The following is a 22,079-nucleotide window of genomic DNA, read 5'->3' on the forward strand; positions in this document are numbered from 1 at the left end:
CACACCGGGACGCGGCGCACCGGTGTCTCCGGCCCCGCCCTCCCCGGCGGCCGCCCCTCCAGTGGTCCACTCCAGTGACGCGTCCCAGGCCCGGGACCCGTCGCCGCGAAACTCCGCCGTCCGGCCGCAGTTCCCGCTCTGACGTGGGAACTTCCTTCGGTGCGGGTGTGATTGACGGATCGTCCGGGAGCCGATACCCCTGTACGGGTTCGGCCCCGCACGCTCCGTGTCATCCACGCCTCTGGAGGCCGCCTTGCCCCGTTCCGGGTCCCGCAGACGTACGTCGCCGGTCCGCGCGCCGAGGGCGGCGGTCGCCCTGGCGTCCGCCGCCCTGCTGCTCCCCCTGCTGTCCGCCGCGCCGCCGGCCGGCGCCGACGCGCCCGAGGCGGGGTCCCTCCAGGGGCAGTTCGCCCGGGCGGCCGCCCGCCACGGCGTGCCCGAGAGCGTGCTGCTCGCCGTCTCGTACCTCCAGTCGCGGTGGGACGGCCACGGTGGCGCGCCGAGTGTGACCGGCGGGTACGGGCCGATGCACCTGACGGACGCCGTGACGGCCCTGGCGCGGTCCGCCCCGCACCACTCGGACGGCGAGGAGGACGCGCGCGGCGACTCCTCGCGCCCGGCGCGCACGGAGGCGCCGGCGCCGGTGCCGTCCGCCGACCGGCTGCCCGGGCGGCTGCGGACCCTGGAGCGGGCGTCCGCGCTGTCCGGGATCCCGGCCGAGGAGCTGCGGACCCGGACGGCCGCCAACATCGAGGGCGGCGCGGCCCTGCTCGCCGCCGCGCAGCGGGAGGCCGGGCTGCCCGCGAGCGCGGACCCGGCCGACTGGTACGGGGCGGTGGCGCGCTACTCCGGCGCGGACGACTCGGCGACGGCGGCCACGTACGCGGACGACGTGTTCGACGTGATCCGGACCGGGGAGTCCCGGACGACGGACGGCGGACAGGTGGTGACGCTCCCGGCCGACCCGGCGGTCGCGCCCGCCACGGAGCAGGTGGCGGCGCTCGGCCTGCGCGCGCCGGCCGCCGGGCCCGTGGAGTGCCCGCGGACGGTGGCCTGCGAGTGGATCCCCGCGCCGTACGAGGAGTTCGGCGACGGCGACTACGGCAACCACGACAAGGCGAACAGACCCGCCTCCCAGTCGATCGACTACATCGTGATCCACGACACCGAGGCCACCTGGGACGTGACCCTGGGCCTGGTGCAGGACCCGGCCTACGTGTCGTGGCAGTACTCGCTGCGCTCCTCCGACGGGCACGTGGCGCAGCACCTGCCCCTGAAGGACGTCGGCTGGCACGCGGGCAACTGGTTCGTGAACGCCAAGTCGGTGGGCCTGGAGCACGAGGGCTTCCTGACCGCGCCGGACTCCTGGTACACGGAGGCGATGTACCGGACGTCGGCGCGCCTGGTGCGGTACCTCGCCGCCCGGTACGACGTCCCGCTGGACCGGCAGCACGTCCTGGGGCACGACAACGTGCCGGGCACGGTGACCTCCTCGATCCGGGGCATGCACACGGACCCGGGCCCGTACTGGGACTGGGCGCACTACTTCCGGCTGCTCGGCCGTCCGTTCGTCCCGAGCGCCGGTCCGCACGCGGGCGTGGTGACGATCCGGCCGGACTACGACGCCCACCGGCCGGTCTACACGGGCTGTGCGAAGGCGGGCGAGGCGTGCGCGCCGCACGGCAGCGGGGCGGTGCGCCTGCACACCGCGCCGGACGCGGACGCGCCCCTGGTGAAGGACATCGGGCTGCGGCCGGGCGGGGAGGGCTCCACCACCGGCGTCAACGACACGGGCGCGCGTGCCTCGACGGGGCAGAGCTTCGCGGTGGCGGAGCGCCGGGGCGACTGGACGGCCGTCTGGTACCTGGGGCAGGAGGCGTGGTTCCACAACCCGCGCCGGCAGCCGACGGCGGTGGACGGGCGGGGCCTCGTCCTGACGCCCGGGCCGGGCCTCGCGGAGGTACCGGTGTACGGGCGGGCCTATCCGGAGGCCTCGGCCTATCCGGCGGGCGTGCCGGTGCAGACGGTGTCGCCGCTGCCGTACCGGCTGCTCGCCGGTCAGCGGTACGTGGTGGGCGGCCGCACCCCGGGCGAGTACCTCTTCGCACCGACGTTCGACACGACCGGGCACACGGTCGTCCGGGGCCAGGAGGAGTACTACGAGATCCAGTTCGGCCACCGAGTGGCCTTCGTGAAGGCCGCCGACGTGCGGGTTTCCCGGATCTAGCGGGACGGTGACCGAAAGGCGCGGGGTGGTGCCGGACGCGCGGTCCGGCACCACCCCGTCGGCGTTCATACGACTATTCGGGAGATCGTGTGCGCCGTACGGGCGAGGGGTAAGGCTGGCCCGGTCACCCGACCCTCGCGCACCGGAAGGCCCCCCAGCACATGCCGCAGCCCTTCGTCATGCCGGATTTCTACGTCCCGCATCCGGCACGCCTCAACCCCCACGTGGAGGCCGCCCGCACGCACACGCGCGCGTGGGCGCGGGAGAGGGGGATGCTGGAGGGCTCGGGGGTCTGGGAGGAGCACGACCTCGACTCCCACGACTACGCGCTGCTCTGCGCCTACACCCATCCCGACTGCGGCGAGGAGGCCCTGAACCTCGTCACCGACTGGTACACCTGGGTCTTCTTCTTCGACGACCACTTCCTGGAGGTCTTCAAGCGCACCCAGGACCGGGCGGGGAGCAAGGCCTATCTGGACCGGCTGCCGATGTTCATGCCGGCGGACCCGTCGGACACGCCGGAGCCGACCAACCCGGTCGAGGCGGGTCTCGCGGACCTCTGGCGGCGGACCGTGCCCTCGATGTCCCAGGGCTGGCGCGAGCGGTTCGCGGAGGCCACGGAGCACCTGCTGTACGAGTCGCTCTGGGAGCTCGACAACATCAACGAGGGGCGCGTCGCCAACCCCGTCGAGTACATCGAGATGCGCCGCAAGGTGGGCGGGGCGCCCTGGTCGGCGGGGCTCGTCGAGTACGCGGCGGGGGCCGAGGTCCCGGACCGGGTGGCGCGCTCCCGGCCGCTGTGCGTGCTGCGGGACACCTTCTCGGACGCGGTGCACCTGCGCAACGACCTCTTCTCGTACCAGCGGGAGGTGGAGGAGGAGGGCGAGAACAGCAACGGCGTGCTCGTCCTGGAGCGGTTCCTCGGCTGCACGACGCAGGAGGCGGCGAACGCCGTCAACGACCTGCTGACCTCGCGGCTCCACCAGTTCGAGAACACGGCCCTCACCGAACTGCCGCCGCTCGCCGCCGAGAAGGGGCTCTCGCCGGAGGAGTGCGCGGCCGTCGCCGCGTACGTGAAGGGGCTCCAGGACTGGCAGTCCGGCGGTCACGAGTGGCACATGCGCTCCAGCCGGTACATGAACGAGGGGATGGTGGGCGGTCCTTCGCACCTGGACGGGATCGTCGGCACCTCGGCCCTGGACGTGCGGAACCTCTTCGGGCGGCCGGCGGCCTCGCGGCTGCGGGCGCTCACCCACGTGCCGCACCGGCACGTGGGGCCCTCGCTGCTCCCGGAGTTCGAGCTGCCGTATCCGCTGGCGCTCAGCCCGCACCACGCGGAGGCGAAGCGGCGCTCGGAGGACTGGGCCGAGCGGATGGGGCTCCTGGGCACCATCTGGGACCGCCCGATGCTGGAGGGCTTCGACCTGGCGCTGTGCGCGGCGGGCCTCGACCCGGACGCCACCCCGGAGGAGCTGGAGCTCGGCTCCGAGTGGCTCGTCTGGGGCACGTACGGCGACGACCACTACCCGCTGGTCTTCGGCCGGTCGCGCGACCTCGCCGGGGCGAAGGAGCAGACCGAGCGGTTCAGGGCCTGCATGCCGCTGGAGGACCCGGCCCTGGGTGCGGCGTCCGCCGTGAACCCGATGGAGCGCTCCCTCGCCGACCTCTGGGCGCGGACGGCGGGCCCGATGTCGCCGGAGGCGCGCGGGCAGCTGCGGTACGCGCTGGACGCCATGCTGGACGGCTGGCTGTGGGAGCTGCACAACCAGGCGCAGCACCGCGTGCCCGACCCGGTCGACTACATCGAGATGCGCCGCTCCACCTTCGGCTCGGAGCTGACCACCCTGCTGTGCCGGCTGCGGCACGCCGACGCGCTGCCGGCCGCCCTCCACCGCACGGGCACGGTGCGCGCCCTGGAGCGGTCGGTCATGGACTACGCGACGCTCCTCAACGACCTCTTCTCGTACCAGAAGGAGGTCGAGGTCGAGGGCGAGGTGCACAACGGCGTCCTGGTGCTGCAGAAGTTCTTCGACTGCGACTACCCGACGGCGGTCGCGATGGTCGACGACCTGATGCGGGGCCGGCTGCGCCAGTACGAGCACGTGAAGAAGCACGAAGTACCGCTTCTTTTCGAGGACTTCGCGCTCGACGAGGAGGGCAGGGCGGCCTTCGGGGCGTATCTGCGGGAGCTGGAGGACTGGCTCGCCGGCATCCTCAACTGGCACCGGAACGTACGGCGTTACGGGGCCGAGGACGTGCGCTCGGGCGCCGGGACCCCGCTGCTGCGGCACGGGCGGGGCCCGAGGGGGCTCGGCACCTCGGCCGCGCGGGTGACGGAACTGCTGGGGTCCGCGCCCCGCTGACGCACGCGGAAGGCCCCCGGGAGATTCCCGGGGGCCTCACGTCTCCTCAGGGGCGACGGCCGCGCAGCTCGTCGATCTCCCGGCGCTCGCGCTTGGTGGGGCGGCCTGCGCCCCGGTCACGGACGGCGGCGACCGCGACGTGCTCGCGCGGCGGCGGGGGCGGACTGTTGTCCACGTACGCCTCGGCGGCGACCGGCGGGCCGATCCGCTTGGTGTGCAGCACCTTGACCTCGACGATCCGCTCCCGACCGCCGTGGAAGACCCGGACCTCGTCGCCGGGCTTCACCGGCTGGGCGGGCTTGACCCGCTCGCCGTTGACCTTGACGTGTCCGGCCCGGCAGGCCGCCGCGGCCTGGGAGCGGGTCTTGGTCAGGCGGACCGCCCAGATCCAGCTGTCGACGCGCGCGCTCACGCTGTCCCGCTCCCCCGTCAGCCCTGCTGGAACAGCTCGGCGGGCAGCGGCTTGAGCAGCGCGTACAGGTCGTCGGTGATCGGCCGGTCCCAACTGGCGATCGTCACGAGGACGTTGTCGCTGCGGTCGAACTGGACGCAGGAGATGCGGCTCTCGGAGAGCTTGAGGCGGCGGACGATGAGGAGGTTGTCGCCCTGCATCACGGGGACGTCCTCGGTGTCGAGCACCTCGACCGGCTCGTCGTTCTCCAGGGCGGCGAGGAGCTGCGCCACCTCGAAGGGGATCTGGCCGTCCGCGAGCTCACGGGCCGGGGAGCCCTCCGGCAGATTGCCGATGATCATCGCGGGGCCGCGGCCGCCGAACAGGTCGTACCGGAGGAACACCCCCTGGCAGGAGCCGTCGGGCGCGGGCAGCAGACCGGCGCCGAGATTGCCGGGCCAGTCCCCCGGATCCATGGCCAGGACGTCGAAGTCCGGGCCCGCGGGTGTGGCGGCGCTGCGGCGGCGGAGGAAGGACATACGGCCATGGTACGTGCCCCGGCGCGGGGCGCGACGCGCCGGGCGGCTCCGTACGGCCGTCCTGACCGCACCGGTGTGCCGCGGTGCCCGTTCCACGTCCGGAGGGGCCCTCGGCGGGGCTCGGACGGGCGCCCGGCGGCCCGCTCCGGGAGACTCGCGCGCGGGGCGACCGGCGCCCCGGCGGTCACCCGGGGTGCCCGGAGGATCGCACCGGGTGCGCCGCACGGGCGACCGGGTCCGGAGCCGACGGGCCCCGCGAGGCCGGCCCGCACCGGCCGGAACCGCCTCGCCCGCGTCACTCGCCCCGGTCGCCGCCCGACCGCTCCGCCAGCCGGTCCAGGAGGCCCAACGCCTCCTCGGCGCGGGTGCGTTCGACGAAGAGGTGGTCGTGGTGGAACCCGGCCACCACGTTGCAGCTCAGGCCGGCGTCGGCGAGTTCGCGCGCGACGGCGGCCGTGAGCCCGACGGCGTCGAGGGCGGAGTGCACCCGCAGGGTGATCCGGCCCGCCACGTAGTCGTACGGGAGGGAGGCCGCGTCCGCCTCATCCTGCCGCAGGACGAGGGTGAGCCCCTCGGGCTCGGTGACGGTGACCACCGGGGCGAGCCCGGCCGGGACGGGGCCGTCCACCGTGGTGAAGACGTACCGGCCGGGGTCGAGTTCCGGCCGCAGGCCGGCGAGGAGCCGGTTCAGGTCACGTTCCGCGTTCATGCGCGCCAGGGTAGGCGGGGCTCGGTCACGGGTGCGGCAGGAGGTCCTCCGCCGGGCCTGTGGCGAAGGCCAGGGGCGGGGCTATCGCCTGGGCGTCCGCGCCCTCTCCGACCCACAGGCCGATGAAGAGCGCGGCGGTCGCTTCGAGCAGTCCCGCACGGTCGAGGCCGCCCCCGGTCAGCGGGGTGCAGCCCGTGTCCCGCACCAGCTCCGCGACCAGTGCGAGCGCCTCCCCGTCGTCCCCGCAGACCGGTACGGCGAGGGGCCGGCCGTCGAAGACCGGCGGGGTCGTCCGCCACACGTCCTCGTGGCAGAGGTTGAAGGCCTTGACGACCCGCGCCCCGGGCGCCGCGTCGGCCAGTCGGCGGGCGGCGGAGGGGCCGCCGTCCGTGAGCAGCCGGAAGCCGGGGCCCACCGGATTGGAGCAGTCCAGAAGGACCCGCCCGGCCAGGGAGGCCCGTACGCCCGCGACGACCTCCGCTCCCGCGCCGTACGGCAGCGCGGCGAGGACGACGGCCCCGAACCCGGCCGCCTCGTCGAGGCTCCCGTGCCGCGTCCCGCCGCCCAGCCGGGCGGCGAGCCGCTCCGCCCGGCGCGTGTCGCGGCCGCCGACGAGCACTTCGTGGCCCGCCCGCACCCAGTGGGTGGCGAGGGCGTCCGCCATGTTGCCCGTGCCCAGTACACCGATCCTCATCGTTCCCGTCCTTCTGGTCGTCCGGTTCTCCGGCGCCGATGTCCGGCACTCCGGGAACGACACTAGGGAGCCGGTCGGGCACCATCTGGTACGTGACTTCCGACGGACATCTCGCCGACTGCCGTGCCCGGCTGGCCTTCGACCTGCTCGCCAACACCTGGAACTCGGTGGTGCTCTGGGCCCTGCGCGACGGCCCGAGCCGCCACGTCGAGCTGCGCGGGCGCGTCGGCGGGATCAGCTCAAAAGTGCTCACCGAGACGCTGCGGCGGCTGGAGTTCAACGGCCTGGTGGAGCGGCGCGTCGACGCGGGGACGGCGGCCCGGGTCACGTACGGGCTCACCCCGCTGGGGCGGACCCTGCTCGATCCGATCGACGCGTTCGGGGCGTGGGCCTTCGAGTACGGCGACGAGGTGATGGCCGCCCGGGAACGCCGCGGCGGATGAGGGAAGCCCTTCTCCCTGCAGGCCGAACTACCTTATGAGAGAAAGGAATTCGGTCGGGCGGTCGGTGTGGAAGAGGTGACCGGCGTCGACGGTGACGAGGCGGGCTCCCGGAATCCGGTCGGCCGGCCAGGACAGCCGTTCCTGGGGGACGTGGCTGGTCGGGCCGCCGGCCAGGACCAGGGTGGGGGCGGTGATCGACGCGAGCCGGTCGCGCCGGTCGGGGTCGGGGTCGTTGAGCCGGGCGTCGGTGGCCGGGACGATCTCCCAGTCGAAGTCGAGGGGGCCCTCGGGGCGCTCGGCGACGGGGCGCGGCGGGTCGAGCGGGAAGAAGACCGGGGGCCCCTCCAGGACGAGGCGGCCGACGAGACCGGGCTCGTCCCGGGCGAGGAGGTACGCGGCGGCGGCGCCCATCGAGCGGGCGACGACGGTGGCGCCGGTGAGGCCGAGGGCCTTGAGGAAGCCGCCGAGCTCGTCGCGGAAGGCGTCGAAGCCGTAGCCGCCGGGCCGGTCGCTGAGTCCGTGGCCGCGCAGGTCGAGCGCGTACACCCGGTGGTCGGCGGCGAGGTCGGCCGCCACCTCCGCCCAGGTGGTGCCGTTCTCGCCGCGCCCGTGGACCAGGACGACGGGCGGGGCGTCCTCCGGTCCCGCGAGCCGGCAGGCGAGGCGCACGCCGTCCACGGCGACCGTGCGGACGGCCGGGTCGAGGAAGGCGGCGACCGCGCGGACGAAGGCGTCCGGGTCGTCCGCCCAGGGGTGGTGCCCGGCGCCCGCCTGGACGAGGAGTTCGGCGTGCGGGAAGAGGGCGGCCGCCTCGGCGGCCTTGGCGGGGGTCGGTCCCGCGTCGTACTCCCCCGCCAGGACCAGGACCGGCGCGGTGAGCGCGGCGAGGGCGCGGCGGGTCGCCGCCGGGTCGTAGGCGCCCTCGCCGTGGTGGGCGCCGGCGGCCTCCCAGCGGGTCCGCCGGTCGGCGGCGGCCGCGTGTTCCCGGGCGGCCGCGTCCCAGCGGCCGTAGGAGAAGGGCGCGGCGATCGCGTGCACGCGCGACAGCGGGGCGTCGGGGCCGATCGCGTCGAGCGCGGCCCTGGCCTCCGGGTACCAGTGCCGGTCGGCGAAGACCTCGGCGGCCGCGTCCCACTCCTCGTCGGTGGTGGTGACGCCGAGCGCGCGGCCGGCGGAGGTGACGAGGACGAGGGAGCGGATCCGCCCGGGGTGGGCGGCGGCGTACAGGGTCGCGAGGTTACCGCCCGCCGAGTGGCCGAGGAGGTCGATCCGCTCCAGGCCGAGGCGGGCGCGGAGCGCCTCTGACGTCGCCGACCTGCCGGTCGCAGCGGTACGTGCCGGGGTCGGCGGGCTCGGCGCTCGCCCCGGTGCCCCGGGCGTCGAGGAGGACGAGCGTGCGGTGGGCGGCGAGTCCGCCGAGGTCCCCGAGGTAGGCGGCGTCGCGCATCGGCCCGCCCGCCAGGCACACCAGCGGCTCGCCCTCCCCCCGCGTGCGGTAGGCGAGTTCGGTTCCGTCATACGTCGTGAACGTCGGCATGGGGCGGTCCTCATCGGCCCCGATGATCTTGGCAACGCATTTCGCCGAGAGCGCGGAACCGGGCGCGATACGGTGGACGGGCTGCTGTCCCCGGCGTCCTCCCTCGCCCTTAAGGAACCGTTTCACCGTGCCCGACACCCAGGAATCCGCGCTGCGCGGCGACTGCGCGAACTGCTTCGGCCTGTGCTGCGTGGCGCTGCCCTTCGCCAGGTCGGCGGACTTCGCCGCGGACAAGTCCTCCGGCGAGCCCTGCCGCAATCTGCGGGAGGACTTCCGCTGCGGCATCCACACGCGGCTGCGACCGAGCGGTTTCCAGGGCTGCACGGTGTACGACTGCTTCGGCGCGGGTCAGCGGGTGTCCCGGGTGACCTTCGGCGGGGTGTCCTGGCGCGAGGCGCCGGAGACGGCCCGGTCGATGTACGAGGTGTTCCCGGTGGTGCGCGGGCTCCACGAGCTGCTGCGGTACCTCACCGAGGCCCTGGCGCTGCCCGCCGCCCGTCCCGTCCACGCCGAGGTGCGGGCGGCGCTCGCCCGGGTCGAGGCGCTCGCGGCGGGCACGCCGGACGCGCTGGAGAAGCTGGACGTGAACGCCGTACGGGCCGAGGTGAACCCGCTGCTGCTCAGGACGAGCGAGCTGGTCCGCGCCACGGCCGGCGGCCGGCCGAGGAGCCGGCGCGGGGCGGATCTGATCGGCAAGCGGCTGCGCGGGGCGAAGCTGCGGGGTACGGATCTGCGCGGGGCGCTGCTCATCGCCGCCGATCTGACGGGGGCGGACCTGTCGCTCGCCGATCTGATCGGCGCCGACCTGCGGGACGCCGATCTGTCGGACGCGGACCTGACGGACGCGCTCTTCCTCACGCAGCCCCAGCTGAACGCGGCCCGGGGGAACGCCGCCACCCGTCTCCCGGAGGGTTTCGAGCGGCCCGCGCACTGGACCGCCTGAGGAGCGGTGCCCTGATCAGACCTCGTACGTGTACGGGGTCGTGGTCGTCAGCTCCAGGAAGCCGAGGCGGCGGAGGATCGGGCGGCTCGTGGGCGCCGCGTCGACCTGGACGTAGCGGTGGCCCCGGTCGGCGGCGACGCGGGCGCGGTGGGAGACCAGGGCGCGGTAGAGGCCGCGGCCGCGCCACCCCTCGACGGTGCCGCCGCCCCAGAGGCCGGCGAAGTCGGTGCCGGGGTGGAGTTCGAGGCGGGCCGCGCTGACGGGTTCGCCGTCGGCGAGGGCGACCACGGCGGTGACGGCGCCGGGATCGGCCGCGAGCCGGTCGAGGAGTTGGCGGCCGATGGCGGCGCTGTCGGTGCCGAAGGCGCGTTCGTGGACCTCGACCACCTGGCGTACGCCCGCCCCGTCGGTGACGGCGCGGAGTTCGACGCCCTCGGGCAGCGGGACGTCGCGGGGCAGGGCGGCGGCCTCGGCGGCCATCAGGGTCTCGGGCTCTCCCGCGGTGAAGCCCGCCGCGCGGAGCCGGTCGCCGAGGTCGGCGGGGGTGTCGTGCCCGTACAGCTTCCATTCGAAGGAGAGGCCCGCGGCCCGGTAGTGGTCGATCTGCGCGGCGACGGCGGCGTCGGTGCCGGGGACGCCGAGGCCGGACCAGAGGACGCCGTTCCACGCGTGCGCGGGGCCGGTGGCGCGGACGACGTCCCCGACGCGCTCGACGCGGCCGCCGGGGCCCTCGGGGCGGGCATCGCGGCGCATCTGGCGGTCGTACAGGGCGAGCAGTGCACTGGGGTCGCGCGGTTCGCGCGGGTGCCGGGGTTCCATGGCGGTCACTCCAGCATCCGGGCCGGAGGGCGGCAACGGGTTTTGGCGGGCGGGAGCGGGGCGGCCCCGCCTTCCTCTCGCCGACCCCTTGCCAAGCCCCCCGTACCTCCGGTTTTACTGGCCCGAGCGGATCTACCGAATGATCGGTAGGTTCTGTCGAGGGTGTGGCGCGGAGCCTGGAGGAGCGACGCATGACGGAAGAACTGCTGGACGGCGGCGAGCGGCTCGGGCGGGAGGAGCTGGCGGCGCTCCAGCTGGAGCGGCTGCGCGCGACCCTGCGGCACGCGTACGAGAACGTGGACTTCCACCGGCGCTCCTTCGACGCGGCCGGGGTGACCCCGGACGACTGCCGTACGCTCGCGGACCTGGCCCGCTTCCCCTTCACCGCCAAGTCGGACCTGCGCGACCACTACCCCTTCGGGATGTTCGCCGTCGAGCAGTCGGAGATCCGGCGGATCCACGCCTCCAGCGGCACCACCGGACGGCCCACCGTCGTCGGCTACACCGACGGCGACCTGGAGGTCTGGGCGGACGTGATGGCCCGTTCCCTGCGCGCCGCCGGCGTGCGCCCCGGGCACAAGGTCCACGTGGCGTACGGCTACGGCCTGTTCACCGGCGGGCTCGGCGCCCACTACGGGGCGGAGCGGCTCGGCTGCACGGTGATCCCCGCCTCGGGCGGCATGACGGCCCGGCAGGTGCGGCTGATCCTGGACTTCCGGCCCGAGGTGATCATGGTGACCCCCTCGTACATGCTGACCCTGCTGGACGAGTTCGAACGGCAGGGCGTGGACCCGCGGTCGACCTCCCTGAAGGTGGGCGTCTTCGGGGCCGAGCCGTGGACGGAGGAGATGCGCGAGGAGATCGAGGAGCGGTTCGCGATCGACGCGGTCGACATCTACGGCCTGTCGGAGGTCATGGGGCCGGGCGTGGCGCAGGAGTGCGTGGAGACCAAGGACGGTCTGCACGTCTGGGAGGACCACTTCTATCCGGAGGTCGTGGACCCGTTCACGGGCGAGGTGCTGCCGGACGGGGAGGAGGGGGAGCTGGTCTTCACCTCGCTCACCAAGGAGGCGATGCCGGTGATCCGCTACCGGACCCGGGACCTGACCCGGCTGCTGCCGGGGACGGCGCGGGTCTTCCGGCGGATGGAGAAGGTCACCGGGCGCAGCGACGACATGATCGTCCTGCGCGGGGTGAACCTCTTCCCCACCCAGATCGAGGAGATCGTCCTGCGCACCCCGGCCGTGGCGCCGCACTTCCAGTTGCGCCTGACCCGGGAGGGCAGGCTCGACGCCCTGACCGTACGGGCCGAGGCCCGGCCGGACGCGACGGCCGGGCAGCGGGCGGAGGCGGCCCGGGCGGTCGCGGCGGCGGTCAAGGACGGGATCGGTGTCTCGGTCGGGGTGGAGGTGGTCGATCCCGGGACGCTGGAGCGCTCGGTGGGCAAGATCCGGCGGATCGTGGACCTGCGGGAGTCCGCGTAGGGCCCGCCCGGTGGCACCGGGTCGTGCGGCGGCCGGTGCCGTCAGCCCAGGAAGGCGAGCAGGCGTTCGTCGAGCCGCTCCGGTGCGGTGAGCGGCAGGGAGTGGTGGGTGGCGCCGGGGAGCAGGACCACCTCGGCCTCCGGGAGCGTGCGCCGGACCCGGTCGGCGACCTCGGTGGCGCGATGGGTGCGGCCGCGCTCCGCGAGCAGCACCAGGAGCGGTGCGCGCAGGCCGGCGACCGCGGGCCGTCCGCCGGTGACGAGCTTGCGTCCGGGGGCGGTGGAGGCGAGGGCGTAGAGGCGCTGCCAGGCCTCGTCCGGACGGGTGCCCGCCGTCTCCCAGGCCAGGAAGGCACGGGCGCGGGCCTCGCTCGCGCGGACCAGGACGGGCAGCGCGCGCAGCAGGTAGCCGGGACGGAAGCCTGCGAAGACCCGGGTGGGGTCGACGAGGGCGAGGCGGTCGATCCGCTCCGGCGCGTGCAGCGCGTACCGGGCGGCCAGCCAGGCGCCGTACGAGTGGCCGCACAGGTGCGCGCGGGTGAGGCCGAGACCGTCCAGGAGCGCGTCCAGCCAGGCCGTCAGGTCGTCGGCGTTCTTCAGGGGCCTGCCCCGGCGTTCGGTCCGGCCGGCGTCGCCGAGGAGGTCGACCGCGTGGATCCGGTACCGCTCGCCGAGGGCCGGCGCGTTGGCGAACCAGACCAGGCCGGTGGCGGAGCCGCCGGGCAGCAGCACCAGCGGGGGGCCGTCCACCGGGCCGTGGACGTGGACGCGGGTCGGCCCGTACGGGGTGTCGACGTCCCGTTCCTCGGTGGACTCGGGCCAGCGGGCGCGGAGTTCGTCGTAGGCGAGGCCGAAGGCGCGTTCGTGGGCGGACGGAGGCATACCCATTCCTCTCGCTGAGCGATAATCTCGTTCAGCGAGAGAGTACGCAAGGGTTCGAGGGCACGGGGAGTGCGGGTGGACGATCGAAGTCCGGCGATGCGGCTGGTGCACCTGCTGCGGGCGGTCACCGTGGAGTTCGACCTGCTCGGCGCGGAGTTCGCCGCGCGCGAGGGGCTGCATCCCACCGATGTGCGGGCGCTGATCCATCTGCTGGACGCGGCACGGGACGGCACCCGGGCCACGCCCGGATGGCTCGGCGAGCGGCTGCGGCTGAACTCCGCGGGCACCACCGCCCTGGTGGACCGTCTCGAACGGCTCGGGCTCGTCCGGCGGGAGCGGGACACGGAGGACCGGCGGCGCGTCCTGCTCCGGGTGGAGGAGAGGGCCGTGGAGCTGGGGTGGGCCTTCTTCGGACCGGTCATCGGCGGGGTGGTGACGGTCGCGGAGGGGTTCGGGCCGGACGAACTGGAGACCGTGCGCCGCTTCCTGGCCTCGGTCCTCGAAGCCACCGGGCGGACGGACGCCCCCTAGACCTTCGGGTCGTCAGACCTTCGGGTCGTCAGACCTTCGCGAACCGGTCCCTCAGTTCGCGCTTGAGGATCTTGCCGCTCGCGTTGCGGGGCAGTTCGGGGAGGAAGTGGACGCGCTTGGGGGCCTTGAAGTGGGGGAGCTTCTCGCGGGCGTGGGCGAGGAGTTCGGTCTCGGTGACCTCGCCGCGCGGGACGACCACGGCGGTGACCGCCTCGATCCAGCGTTCGTCGGGAAGGCCGATCACGGCCGCCTCGGCGACCCCGGGGTGGGTGTAGAGGGCGTCCTCGACCTGGCGGGAGGCGACCAGGACGCCGCCGGAGTTGATGACGTCCTTCACCCGGTCGACGATCGTGTAGTAGCCCTCGGCGTCGCGGACCGCGAGGTCGCCCGAGTGGAACCAGCCGTGCCTGAAGGCCGTCCTGGTCTCCTCGGGCTTGTTCCAGTAGCCCTCGCACAGCTGGGGCGAGCGGTAGACGATCTCGCCGGGGGTGCCGTCGGGGACGTCGTCGCCGTTCTCGTCGACGACCCTGGCCTCGACGTGGCGGACGGGACGGCCGCACGAGTCCATCCGGCCCTCGTGCTCGTCGGGGCCGAGGACGGTGGCGAGCGGGCCGATCTCGGACTGGCCGAAGCAGTTGTAGAACCGCAGCTCCGGCAGCCGGGCGCGCAGGCGTTCCAGGACGGGCACGGGCATGATCGAGGCCCCGTAGTAGGCCTTGCGGAGCGCGGAGAGGTCGCGGGTGGCGAACTCCGGATGGTCGGCGAGGCCGATCCAGACCGTCGGCGGGGCGAACAGGCTGTCGGCGCGGCCCGCCTCGACCAGGTCGAACAGGACGGCCGGGTCGGGGCCGTCGACGAGGGTGTTCTCGGCGCCGACGGCGAGGTAGGGCAGCAGGAAGACGTGCATCTGCGCCGAGTGGTAGAGCGGCAGGGCGTGCACGGGCCGGTCGTCCTCGCGCAGGTCGAGGGCCTCGACGGCGCTCGCGTACTCGTGGGCCAGGGCGAGGTGGGTCATCACCGCGCCCTTGGGCAGGGCGGTGGTGCCCGAGGTGTAGAGCAACTGGGCGAGGTCGCGGGCGTCGCGGTCGGTGTCGTACGCCTCCGGTTCGGCGAGCGCGTCGAGCAGCGAACCGGGCGCGTCCCGCAGCGTCTTGACGGGGAAGCCGTCCGGGATCCGGTCCGCGAGGGCGGGGTCGGCGAGGACGAGCGAGCTGTCCGACTGCTCCAGGACGTACGCGAGGTCGTCGCCGGTCAGGTGGTGGTTGACCGGCACGTGGACCAGGCCGGCCCGGGCGCACGCCAGGAACGCGATGAGGTAGGCGTCCGAGTTGTGGCCGTAGGCGGCGACCCGGGCGTACTCCGGCAGCCCGATGCCGTGGTGGGCCTCCCGCAGGACGGCAGCGGCGGTGGAGACGGCCGCGTCCAGCTCCGCGTACGTCCAGCTCCGGTCGGCGTACCGCAGGGCGGTCCGGTCGGGGACGCGCCGGGCGCTCGCGCGCAGGACGCCGTCGACGGTGCGGCTGGGGAGTCGGCTCATGGCGCGATCCTGCGTGCGCGCCTCACGGGAGGTCAAGTACCCGGCGACGCGCCGGCGGGCGCCGGGCGGCCTCCCGGTTCCGCGAGGAGGACGTCCCGCGCGCGCCGGCACCGCGGGTGGCGGCCGTCCGGGACCGGCCGGCCGGGGCCCGTCAGGGGCTGAACGACATGAACACGAAGGCGGCGAAGATCGCGAGGTGGACGCCGCCCTGGAGGAGCGTGGCCCGTCCGGGCACCACGGTCAGGGCGCTCACCACGCCGGTGAGGGCGAGCAGGACCAGGTGGAGGGGGCCCAGGCCGAGCACCAGGGGCCCGGACAGCCAGATCGAGGCGAGCGCGATCGCCGGGACGGTCAGGCCGATGCTGGCGATCGCGGAGCCGTAGGCGAGGTTGAGGCTGGTCTGCATCCTGTCCCGGCGGGCCGCGCGGACGGCGGCGAGGGTCTCGGGGAGCAGCACCATCAGGGCGATGACGACACCGACGACCGCCTTGGGCAGGCCGGCCGACTGGACGCCGTCCTCGATGGTGGGCGAGATCAGCTTGGCGTTGCCGACGACGGCGACGAGGGCGAGGAGGAGCAGGCCGAGGCTGGTCCAGGTCTCGCGGCTGCCCGGCGGGGCGGCGTGCTCGTCCTCCGACTCGTGGCCGGGGCGCGGCACGGGGAGGAAGTAGTCGCGGTGCCGGATCGTCTGGACGCCGACGAACACGCCGTACAGGCAGAGGGAGGCGACGGCGGCGAAGATGAGCTGGGCGCCGGAGAACTCGGGGCCTTGGTGGCTCGTGGTGAAGGTCGGCAGGACCAGCGTCATCGTGGCGAGGGTGCAGACGGTGGCGAGCGCGCCGCCGGAGCCCTCGGCGTTGAAGACGGCGACGCGGTTGCGGAGCGCGCCGACGAGGAGGGAGAGGCCGACGATGCCGTTGCAGGTGATCATGACGGCGGCGAAGACGGTGTCGCGGGCGTAGGTCGAGGTCTTCTCGCCGCCTCCGGCCATCAGGGTGACGATGAGCCCGACTTCGATGACGGTGACGGCCACGGCGAGGACGAGCGAGCCGAAGGGCTCGCCGACGCGGTGGGCGATCACCTCGGCGTGGTGGACCGCCGCGAGGACCGCCGCGAGGAGGCAGAGCGCGATGAGCCCCACGACGAAGCCGGGGAGGTCACGCCCCCAGGCCGCGCCCAGGGCGATCGCCGCCACCACTGGCCCCCAGGTGGTCCACTGACGTGTCATTGCCGCCGTGCTCGAACTCATGATCCGCATCCTGCCACAAAGGGAGCTTTCGCCCGATTTCGGTCATTCCAGGGGTTCGGTGAGGCCGCGCTCGTACGCCGCGAGCGTCTCGACGAACATCCGCCGCTCCCTCGCGTCGAGCGGAGCCAGGGCCGTGCGCCAGGCGCCGGCGCTGCGTCCGAGCCAGCCGTCGACGGCGGGCCGGTGCCGCTCGGAGAGGGACACGATCTTGCGCCTGCGGTCGGCGGGGTCCTCGACGCGCTCCAGGACGCCCTTCTTCGCCAGGTCCCCGACCATCAGGCTGGCGGTGGTGGGGGCGACCTCCAGTTCGGCGGCGAGCTCGTTGACGCTCAGCGGTCCGTCGAAGAGGAGGTGGGCGAGCAGGGAGAGATGACGGGGTGCGAGGGTGAGCGACCTCAGGTCCTCGGGGATCCTGACGCGCTTGACCCGGGCGACCGTCCGAGGCATCAGCAGCAGCAGCGCGCGTACGGCCTCGTCCAGATCCGGTCCGGGGTCCTCGTCCTCCTCGTGGGCGTCCGGCATCGCGCACTTCCCCTTTCATTTCGATTTCAAACTCTTCATTTTGCTTTGAAAGCAAAGAGATCTTCACCGCCGATACTACGGGAAGGGCCGTTCGATCCGGGAAGATCCGTTTGGCGGCGGGCGGCGGTGGGATGACAGTGGGCATGACGGAGGATGCGGCGAGACAAGGACGTTCGACCCGGCGCGCGTTCGGCGGCGGACTGCTGGCCCTCGGAGGAGCGGTGGTGATCGGCGCGGTGCCGGGGGCCGGCCTCGCGGCCGGGGCCGTCGCGCGGCGGACCACCCTGCGGCGCGGTCCGGCCGCGCGGGCCGGGCTGCTCGCGCCGCACCTCGACGGGCTGGTGACGGAGGCCGAGGCGTTCCTCGCCCCCTCCCCCGCGCACCCCTGGTACGCGGGCGCCGTCCTGCTCGCCGGGCGCGGCGGGACCGTGGCCCTGCACCGGGCGATCGGCTCGGCCGTGCGCTACGCGGCGTACGACGAGAAGACCGACACCGGCGTCGAGCTGCCGCCGGAGCGGCAGCGGCCGACGACCGAGGACACCGTCTTCGACCTGGCCTCGGTCTCCAAGCTGTTCACCTCGATCCTGGCGGTGCAGCAGATCGAGCGCGGGGCCCTGGACCTGGAGGCGAGGGTCACGACGTACCTGCCGGAGTTCGGCGGTGGCGGGAAGCGGGACGTGACGGTGCGTCAACTCCTGACCCACACGTCGGGGTTCCGGTCCTGGATCCCGCTCTACCGGGAGCCGACGCGGGAGGGGAAGCTGGGGCTGCTCTGGGAGGAGCGGCTCGCGCACCCGCCCGGGTCCGCGTACCTCTACTCCGACCTCAACCTGATCTCGCTCCAACTGGTCCTGGAGGAGATCACCGGTCGCGGTCTGGACGCCCTGCTCCACGACGAGATCACCGCTCCGCTCGGGATGCACCGCACCCGCTTCAACCCCCCGCCCTCCTGGTGGCCGGACATCGCCGCCACCGAGGACGCCCGGCCGCCCTGGTCGGGCCTGGACCGGGGCATGGTGTGGGGCGAGGTGCACGACGAGAACGCGTACGCGCTCGGCGGGGTCGCCGGGCACGCCGGGGTCTTCTCGCGCGCCTGGGACCTGGCGATCCTCGCCCGCGCCCTGCTCAACGGCGGGGCGTACGGCCGGGCCCGCATCCTCTCCCCCGCCTCCGTGGAGCTGATGTTCACCGACTTCAACACCGCCTTCCCCGGCGACGCGCACGGGCTCGGCTTCGAGCTCCACCAGCACTGGTACATGGGCGCGATGGCCACGCCCCGCACGGCCGGGCACACCGGCTTCACCGGCACCAGCCTGGTCCTGGACCCGACGACCGACTCGTTCCTGATCGTCCTCGGCAACTCCGTGCACCCGGTGCGCTCCTGGCGCTCCGGTTCCGCGCCGCGCGTCGCCACCGCGAACCGGCTGGCCAGGGCCGTGCCCGTATGGCCCGCCCGGGGGCGCACGGCCTGGTTCTCGGGGATGGGGAGCGGTGCCACGGCCACCCTCACCCTGCCCCCGGTGCCCGGCGCGGCGCGCCTGGAGTGCGCGCTGTGGTGGGACACCGAACCGGACGCGGACGCCGCCTTCCTGGAGGCCTCCCGGGACGGCGGGACGACCTGGGAGCCGGTGCCGTTCGTCACCGCACGCCCGGGTGCGGCGTCGTCGCCGCACCCGGCGGGGGCGGTGGGCGGCTGGTCCGGGCGGGTCTGGCACCGGCTCGCGGCCGAGGTGCCGGGGACGGGCCGGGGCCCCGCCCCCGTACGGCTGCGGTGGCGGTACGCGACGGACGCGCGGTACGTCGGACGCGGGGTGTACGTGGACGGGCTGCGGGTCCTCGACGCCGCCGGCCGGCCGCTGTTCGACGAGGCCCGGCCGGCGGACGGCGCGCGGATCGAGGCGGCGGGGTGGACGGCGGCCCGGGACTGACCGGCCGGTGCGATCCGGTCCGATTCGGTCCGGTGCGGCCCCGGGGGTCCTCAGTCGGTCGCCGCCGTGCGCAGTTCCGTGAGGAGCGGGCTGATCAGGGGGTGCCCCTCGGCTCCGCGCCGTACCGCCGCGAAGACCCGGCGGGTGGGGGCGACCCCGTCCACGGGGCGGATCTCGACGTCCGTGAGGTCCATCCCGCGCAGCGCCGAGCGGGGCACGAGGGCCACCCCGGCGGAGGCGGAGGCGAGGGCGACGACGGCGCGGAAGTCGTCGGAGACGTGCGCGAAACGGGGGGCGAACCCGGCGTACTCGCAGGCCAGGACGGTGACGTCGTGGCAGGGGTTGCCGGTGGACTGCCCGATCCAGTCGTCCTTGGCGAGGTCGGCGAGCGCGACCCGCCCGCCGGCCGCCAGGGGGTGGCCGGGCGGCAGGACCGCGTCGAAGGGCTCGGCGTAGAGCGGGACGCGGGTGAGCCGGTCGTCGTCCTCGCCGGGGGCGCCCCGGTACTCGACGGCGACGGCCACGTCCACCTGCCGGTCCAGGACCATGAGCAGGCTCTCGTCGCCCTCGGCGTCCCGCACCCGGACCCGGATGCCGGGCGCGGTGCGGGCGAGCGCCGTGAGGGCGGGGGCCACCACGAGGCCGATGCCGGTGGCGAAGGCGGCGACCGTGACCGTACCGGCCTCGCCGGAGCCGTAGGCGGCGAGTTCGGCCTCGGCGCGTTCCAGCTGGGCCAGGACGGCGTTGGCGTGGCTCAGCAGGATCTCGCCGGCCGGGGTGAGGCGGGCGCCCCGGGCGCTGCGCTCGACCAGGCGGTGGCCGGTCTCCTGCTCCAGGGCGGCGAGCTGCTGGGAGACGGCGGAGGGGGTGAGGTAGAGCGCGGCGGCCGCCGCCGTGACCGTGCGGTGGTCGGCCACCGCACGGAGGATGTGCAACCGCCGCGCTTCGATCATGTCCCCAGTCTCGCAGGCCGGAGGGCCTGCTCCAGCCGTCCCGGCGTCAGCCGGCCAGGGCGGCGCGGGCCGCGACGAACGCGTCCACGGCCCGGTTCACGTCCTCCGTGGAGTGCGCGGCCGAGAGCTGGACGCGGATGCGGGCCCGGCCCTGCGGCACGACCGGGTACGAGAAGCCGATCACGTACACGCCGCGCTCCAGGAGCAGTTCGGCCATGCGTCCGGCGACGGCGGCGTCGCCGATCATGACGGGGGCGATGGCGTGGTCGCCGGGGAGGACGTCGAAGCCCTCCTCGGTCATGCGGGAGCGGAAGAGCGCCGTGTTGGCCCTGAGGCGCTCGCGCAGGTCGCCGGCGGACTCCAGGAGGTCGAGGACCTTGAGGGAGGCGGCGGCGATGACCGGGGCGAGGGTGTTGGAGAAGAGGTACGGGCGGGAGCGCTGGCGCAGCAGGGCGACGATCTCGGCGCGGGCGGCGACGTAGCCGCCGGAGGCGCCGCCGAGGGCCTTGCCGAGGGTGCCGGTGATGATGTCGACGCGGTCCATGACGCCGTGCAGTTCGGGGGTGCCGCGCCCGCCGGGGCCGACGAAGCCGACGGCGTGCGAGTCGTCGACCATGACCATGGCGTCGTAGCGGTCGGCCAGGTCGCAGATCTCGTCGAGCGGGGCGACGTAGCCGTCCATCGAGAAGACGCCGTCGGTGACGATCAGCTTGCGCCGGGCGCCGCCCTCGGTGGCCTCCTTGAGCCGCTGCTCCAGGTCGGCCATGTCGCGGTTGGCGTAGCGGAAGCGGCGGGCCTTGGAGAGGCGGATGCCGTCGATGATCGAGGCGTGGTTGAGTGCGTCGGAGATGACGGCGTCCTCGGCGCCGAGGATCGTCTCGAAGACGCCGCCGTTGGCGTCGAAGCAGGAGGAGTAGAGGATCGTGTCCTCCTGGCCGAGGAAGGAGGACAGGCGCGCCTCCAGCTCCTTGTGGACCTCCTGCGTGCCGCAGATGAAGCGGACGGACGCCATGCCGTAGCCCCAGCGGTCCAGGGCCTCGTGGGCGGCGGCGACCACCTCGGGGTGGTCGGCGAGGCCCAGGTAGTTGTTGGCGCAGAAGTTGAGCACCTCGCCGGGGCGGCCGCCGGCGGTCACCTCGACGGTGGCCGACTGCGGGGTGCCGATGACGCGCTCGGGCTTGTGGAGTCCGGCCTGCTCGATCTCTTCGAGGGTGGCTCGGATGTCGTCGCGAACGGAATCGAACATGGGTCAGGCTCCCGCAGTCCAGTCGAGGATGATCTTGCCGCTCTTGCCGGAGGCCGCGTCGTCGAAGGCGGCCTCGAAGTCGGTGTACGCGTAGCGTCCGGTGATCACGGGGGCGAGGTCGAGGCCGCCCTCCAGGAGCACCGACATCGCGTACCAGGTCTCGAACATCTCGCGGCCGTAGATGCCCTTGATCGTGATCATGGAGGTGACGATCTTCGCCCAGTCGACGGCGAAGTCCTCGCTGGGCAGGCCCAGCATGGCGATCCTGCCGCCGTGGGTCATGTTGGCGACCATGTCGCGCACCGCGTGCGGGTTGCCGGACATCTCCAGGCCGACGTCGAAGCCCTCCTTGAGCCCGAGGGTGCGCTGGCCGTCCGCGATGGTCCGCTCGGCGACGTTCAGGGCGAGGGTGACGCCCGTCTTGCGGGCGAGTTCGAGGCGCTCCTCGCTGACGTCGGTGATGACGACGTTGCGGGCGCCGGCGTGCTTGGCGACGGCGGCGGCCATGATGCCGATCGGGCCGGCGCCGGTGACCAGGACGTCCTCGCCGACGAGCGGGAAGGAGAGGGCGGTGTGGACGGCGTTGCCGAAGGGGTCGAAGATCGCGGCGACGTCCAGGTCGACGGGGACGCGGTGCACCCACACGTTGGAGGCGGGCAGCACGACGTACTCCGCGAAGGCGCCGTCGCGGCCGACGCCGAGGCCGACGGTGGCGCGGCAGAGGTGGCGGCGGCCGGCCAGGCAGTTGCGGCACTTGCCGCAGACGAGGTGGCCCTCGCCGCTGACCAGGTCGCCGACGGCGATGTCGGCGACGTCACGGCCGACGTGGACGACCTCGCCGACGAACTCGTGGCCGATCGTCAGCGGGGTGCCGATCGTCTTCCGCGCCCAGCCGTCCCAGGAGCGGATGTGCAGGTCGGTGCCGCAGATGCCGGTCCGCTTGACCTTGATGAGGACGTCTCCGGGGCCGGTCTCCGGCTCGGGCACGTCCGTGAGCCAGAGTCCCGGCTCCGCCTTCAGCTTGACCAGTGCCTTCAATGCAACGGCTCCCGACGTGCGTGTCCTGTGATGTGGGGGTGAGGG

General features: G+C 74.1%; 20 protein-coding genes. 7 read left to right on the forward strand and 13 right to left on the reverse strand.

Annotated elements, in window-relative coordinates:
• The first annotated feature begins 253 nt into the window (after positions 1-253).
• Positions 254-2,227, forward strand: a complete 1,974-nt coding sequence (locus ACFY7E_RS19590) for an N-acetylmuramoyl-L-alanine amidase (RefSeq protein ID WP_389486469.1) — start codon at positions 254-256, stop codon at positions 2,225-2,227.
• 161 nt (positions 2,228-2,388) lie between these two features.
• On the forward strand, positions 2,389-4,590 hold the full coding sequence (locus ACFY7E_RS19595; RefSeq protein ID WP_389486471.1) for a germacradienol/geosmin synthase: 2,202 nt from the start codon (positions 2,389-2,391) through the stop codon (positions 4,588-4,590).
• Between the two features lie 46 nt (positions 4,591-4,636).
• On the opposite strand, the gene ACFY7E_RS19600 is transcribed toward ACFY7E_RS19595, so the two are convergent.
• The 4 genes from ACFY7E_RS19600 to ACFY7E_RS19615 all read right to left on the reverse strand — a co-directional run bounded on the left by ACFY7E_RS19600 (position 4,637) and on the right by ACFY7E_RS19615 (position 6,923).
• Positions 4,637-5,002, reverse strand: a complete 366-nt coding sequence (locus ACFY7E_RS19600) for an RNA-binding S4 domain-containing protein (protein ID WP_030208147.1) — start codon at positions 5,000-5,002, stop codon at positions 4,637-4,639.
• Between the two features lie 17 nt (positions 5,003-5,019).
• Positions 5,020-5,520 (reverse strand): hypothetical protein, encoded by a 501-nt coding sequence (locus tag ACFY7E_RS19605; RefSeq protein ID WP_024757478.1) that lies wholly within the window; start codon positions 5,518-5,520, stop codon positions 5,020-5,022.
• A 295-nt stretch (positions 5,521-5,815) separates the two neighbouring features.
• Positions 5,816-6,229, reverse strand: a complete 414-nt coding sequence (locus ACFY7E_RS19610; RefSeq protein WP_389486473.1) for an ACT domain-containing protein — start codon at positions 6,227-6,229, stop codon at positions 5,816-5,818.
• A gap of 25 nt (positions 6,230-6,254) precedes the next feature.
• Complete coding sequence (locus tag ACFY7E_RS19615) at positions 6,255-6,923, reverse strand: NADPH-dependent F420 reductase (protein WP_389486475.1); 669 nt, start codon at positions 6,921-6,923, stop codon at positions 6,255-6,257.
• A 92-nt stretch (positions 6,924-7,015) separates the two neighbouring features.
• On the opposite strand from ACFY7E_RS19615, the gene ACFY7E_RS19620 reads away from it, so the two are divergent.
• A complete protein-coding gene (locus tag ACFY7E_RS19620; RefSeq protein ID WP_389486477.1) occupies positions 7,016-7,366 on the forward strand; it encodes a winged helix-turn-helix transcriptional regulator in 351 nt (116 codons plus the stop codon).
• Between the two features lie 27 nt (positions 7,367-7,393).
• Here ACFY7E_RS19620 and ACFY7E_RS19625 read toward each other — a convergent pair whose 3' ends face one another.
• Positions 7,394-8,884 carry an alpha/beta fold hydrolase gene (locus ACFY7E_RS19625; protein ID WP_389486479.1) on the reverse strand — a complete coding sequence of 497 codons (1,491 nt, stop codon included), beginning with the start codon at positions 8,882-8,884 and terminating at the stop codon, positions 7,394-7,396.
• A gap of 146 nt (positions 8,885-9,030) precedes the next feature.
• Between ACFY7E_RS19625 and ACFY7E_RS19630 the strand changes: the two genes are divergently transcribed.
• A complete protein-coding gene (locus ACFY7E_RS19630) occupies positions 9,031-9,846 on the forward strand; it encodes a pentapeptide repeat-containing protein (RefSeq protein WP_389486481.1) in 816 nt (271 codons plus the stop codon).
• Between the two features lie 15 nt (positions 9,847-9,861).
• Here ACFY7E_RS19630 and ACFY7E_RS19635 read toward each other — a convergent pair whose 3' ends face one another.
• Positions 9,862-10,665 carry a GNAT family N-acetyltransferase gene (locus ACFY7E_RS19635; protein WP_389486483.1) on the reverse strand — a complete coding sequence of 268 codons (804 nt, stop codon included), beginning with the start codon at positions 10,663-10,665 and terminating at the stop codon, positions 9,862-9,864.
• A gap of 191 nt (positions 10,666-10,856) precedes the next feature.
• Between ACFY7E_RS19635 and paaK the strand changes: the two genes are divergently transcribed.
• Entirely contained in the window at positions 10,857-12,149 is a 1,293-nt protein-coding gene (paaK, locus tag ACFY7E_RS19640; protein ID WP_389486485.1) for a phenylacetate--CoA ligase PaaK, read from the forward strand.
• A gap of 41 nt (positions 12,150-12,190) precedes the next feature.
• Here the strand turns inward: paaK and ACFY7E_RS19645 are convergent, their stop codons facing one another.
• Positions 12,191-13,036, reverse strand: coding sequence for an alpha/beta fold hydrolase (locus ACFY7E_RS19645; RefSeq protein ID WP_389486487.1), 846 nt, complete (start codon positions 13,034-13,036; stop codon positions 12,191-12,193).
• A 90-nt stretch (positions 13,037-13,126) separates the two neighbouring features.
• Between ACFY7E_RS19645 and ACFY7E_RS19650 the strand changes: the two genes are divergently transcribed.
• Entirely contained in the window at positions 13,127-13,561 is a 435-nt protein-coding gene (locus tag ACFY7E_RS19650) for a MarR family winged helix-turn-helix transcriptional regulator (RefSeq protein WP_389486538.1), read from the forward strand.
• A gap of 28 nt (positions 13,562-13,589) precedes the next feature.
• Here the strand turns inward: ACFY7E_RS19650 and ACFY7E_RS19655 are convergent, their stop codons facing one another.
• From ACFY7E_RS19655 to ACFY7E_RS19665, 3 genes are all read right to left on the reverse strand, one after another.
• Positions 13,590-15,098: a fatty acyl-CoA synthetase gene (locus ACFY7E_RS19655; RefSeq protein ID WP_389486489.1), complete on the reverse strand. Its 1,509-nt coding sequence runs from the start codon at positions 15,096-15,098 to the stop codon at positions 13,590-13,592.
• Positions 15,099-15,249: 151 nt separating this feature from the next.
• Positions 15,250-16,347 (reverse strand): calcium:proton antiporter, encoded by a 1,098-nt coding sequence (locus tag ACFY7E_RS19660; protein ID WP_389486491.1) that lies wholly within the window; start codon positions 16,345-16,347, stop codon positions 15,250-15,252.
• Positions 16,348-16,389: 42 nt separating this feature from the next.
• Positions 16,390-16,869 (reverse strand): MarR family winged helix-turn-helix transcriptional regulator, encoded by a 480-nt coding sequence (locus tag ACFY7E_RS19665; RefSeq protein WP_389486493.1) that lies wholly within the window; start codon positions 16,867-16,869, stop codon positions 16,390-16,392.
• 143 nt (positions 16,870-17,012) lie between these two features.
• On the opposite strand from ACFY7E_RS19665, the gene ACFY7E_RS19670 reads away from it, so the two are divergent.
• Positions 17,013-18,797 (forward strand): serine hydrolase, encoded by a 1,785-nt coding sequence (locus ACFY7E_RS19670; RefSeq protein WP_389486495.1) that lies wholly within the window; start codon positions 17,013-17,015, stop codon positions 18,795-18,797.
• A 50-nt stretch (positions 18,798-18,847) separates the two neighbouring features.
• Here ACFY7E_RS19670 and ACFY7E_RS19675 read toward each other — a convergent pair whose 3' ends face one another.
• Genes ACFY7E_RS19675 through tdh form a run of 3 tightly spaced genes read right to left on the reverse strand, consistent with a single transcriptional unit; the run spans position 18,848 to position 22,034 of the window.
• Entirely contained in the window at positions 18,848-19,750 is a 903-nt protein-coding gene (locus ACFY7E_RS19675) for a LysR family transcriptional regulator (RefSeq protein ID WP_389486497.1), read from the reverse strand.
• Positions 19,751-19,796: 46 nt separating this feature from the next.
• Entirely contained in the window at positions 19,797-20,996 is a 1,200-nt protein-coding gene (locus tag ACFY7E_RS19680; protein ID WP_389486499.1) for a glycine C-acetyltransferase, read from the reverse strand.
• 3 nt (positions 20,997-20,999) lie between these two features.
• Positions 21,000-22,034 (reverse strand): L-threonine 3-dehydrogenase, encoded by a 1,035-nt coding sequence (tdh, locus tag ACFY7E_RS19685; RefSeq protein ID WP_389486501.1) that lies wholly within the window; start codon positions 22,032-22,034, stop codon positions 21,000-21,002.
• Positions 22,035-22,079 lie beyond the last annotated feature (45 nt).

Source organism: Streptomyces sp. NPDC012825 (assembly GCF_042900925.1).
Lineage (GTDB): Bacteria > Actinomycetota > Actinomycetes > Streptomycetales > Streptomycetaceae > Streptomyces.